2 protein-coding genes are annotated in these 1,595 nt (G+C 74.7%); both read left to right on the top strand.

The window, feature by feature from the left end; translation table 11 throughout:
* A partial coding sequence (locus FV223_RS27150) for a polysaccharide biosynthesis C-terminal domain-containing protein (RefSeq protein WP_187276270.1) occupies positions 1 to 810 on the top strand: 810 nt, incomplete at its 5' end.
* On the top strand, positions 807 to 1,595 hold a 789-nt coding region (locus tag FV223_RS27145), incomplete at its 3' end, for a glycosyltransferase family A protein (RefSeq protein WP_147729806.1). The genes FV223_RS27150 and FV223_RS27145, both read left to right, overlap by 4 nt.

The following is a 1,595-nucleotide window of genomic DNA, read 5'->3' as shown; positions in this document are numbered from 1 at the left end:
GCCTCGCCGCGGATCGGCCTCGCCACGATCCGGCAGGCCGCCGGCGTCGGCATCTCCAACGCGCTGGGCACGCTCAATGCCCGCATCGGCCTGCTCGCGCTCGCCGCCTTCGCCGGCGCGGCCGAGGTCGGGTTGTTCACCGCCGGCTACCGCTTCTTCGAGCTCGGCGTCGCCGTCGCGATCACGCTCGCCGCGCCCTTGGTGCCGGTGTTCGGGCGCGCCGTCGGCACCGGCACCCTGCTGGCGCAGGCCCGTCTCGCGCTGCGTCTCGTGCTCGCCGCCGCCGGTCCCGGCGTGGTCGCGGCCTGGGTGCTCGCCGACCCGCTGGTCCGCCTGCTGTTCGGGCCGGACTACGCCGCCAGCGTGCCGGTCCTGCGCATCGCCGCGCTGATGGCCGCCGCGATGATCGCGGCGACGATCCTGTTCTCCGCCCTGATCGCCCTCGGCCGCACCGGCTTCGCGGTCTGGTTCAGCGCCACCGGCTGCGCGGTGAACGCGATTCTCTGCCTCGTGCTCGTGCCGCGGGCAGGCGCCACGGGTGCCGCGCTCGCGGCCCTGGCCGCCGAAATCGCGATGCTCGCAGTGGTTGTATCCGTGTTCCACCGGTCCGTCGGGGCGCCGCTCGTGCCCCGCGACCTGCCGGCGATCCTCGCTCCGCCCCTCGCCATGGCGGCCTGCGTCTTCGCGAGCCCGGCCGCGCTCGCTCCCGTCGCCCTGCCGGCCGGCGCGATCCTCGCCCTCGCCGGCGCCCTGTGGCTGCGCCCGCGCAATTCTCTCCCCAGCCTCTCAAGCCCGGAAGCCTCGTCATGACGCCGGATACGCCCCCGCCCTCCGAGACCCCGATCCTGTCGGTGATCATCCCGACCTACGGCCGCGCCGAGACCCTGCGGCTGACGCTGGCCGCCTTCGATCGCCAGGAGACCGAGGCCGCCTTCGAGATCGTGGTCTGCGACGACGGCTCGGTCGACGGCACCGGCGCGGTGATCAGCCGGGCGGTCGCGACCGCGCGGCGGCCGGTAGTGCACCTGCGCCAGGAGAATGCGGGGGCGAACGCCGCCCGCAACCGGGCGATCGAGGCCGCCCGCGGCACGCGCCTGCTCATCGTCAACGACGACACCATCCCCAGCCCGAACCTCGTCGCGGCGCACCTGGCGGCCCATGCCCGGCGCGGCGGGCGCGAGACGGCGATCCTCGGGCGGATGACGATCGACCCGGCCCTGCCGTTCTCGCCGTTCGCGGCGCTCCATCACGACGCCTCCTACGATGCGCTCGCCGGCAGGGTCGAGCTCGGCTGGGACGCGTTCCTGACCTGCAACGTCAGCGTCGACGCCGGCTTCCTGCGCGAGGCCGGCGGCTTCGACCAGCAGTTGACCTGGCACGAGGACATCGAGCTCGGCGAGCGGCTGGCGCGGCGCGGGATGCGCCTGTTCTACGAGCCGAAGGCGCTGGCCTACCACCACCACTTCCTCGACGAGGCGGCCTACCTGCGCATCGCCGAGCGCGAGGGCGCGGCCCTGGTGCTGTGGTACCGCAAGCGCCCCGACCTCGCCCCCGACCTCGCCCGCCTCGGGCTCGTCGGCCCAGAGCCCTTCGGC

This window comes from Methylobacterium sp. WL116 (assembly GCF_008039455.1).
Classification (GTDB): domain Bacteria; phylum Pseudomonadota; class Alphaproteobacteria; order Rhizobiales; family Beijerinckiaceae; genus Methylobacterium.
The sequence above is the reverse complement of the archived record's forward strand: the minus strand, read 5'-3'. Positions and strand labels throughout refer to the sequence as shown.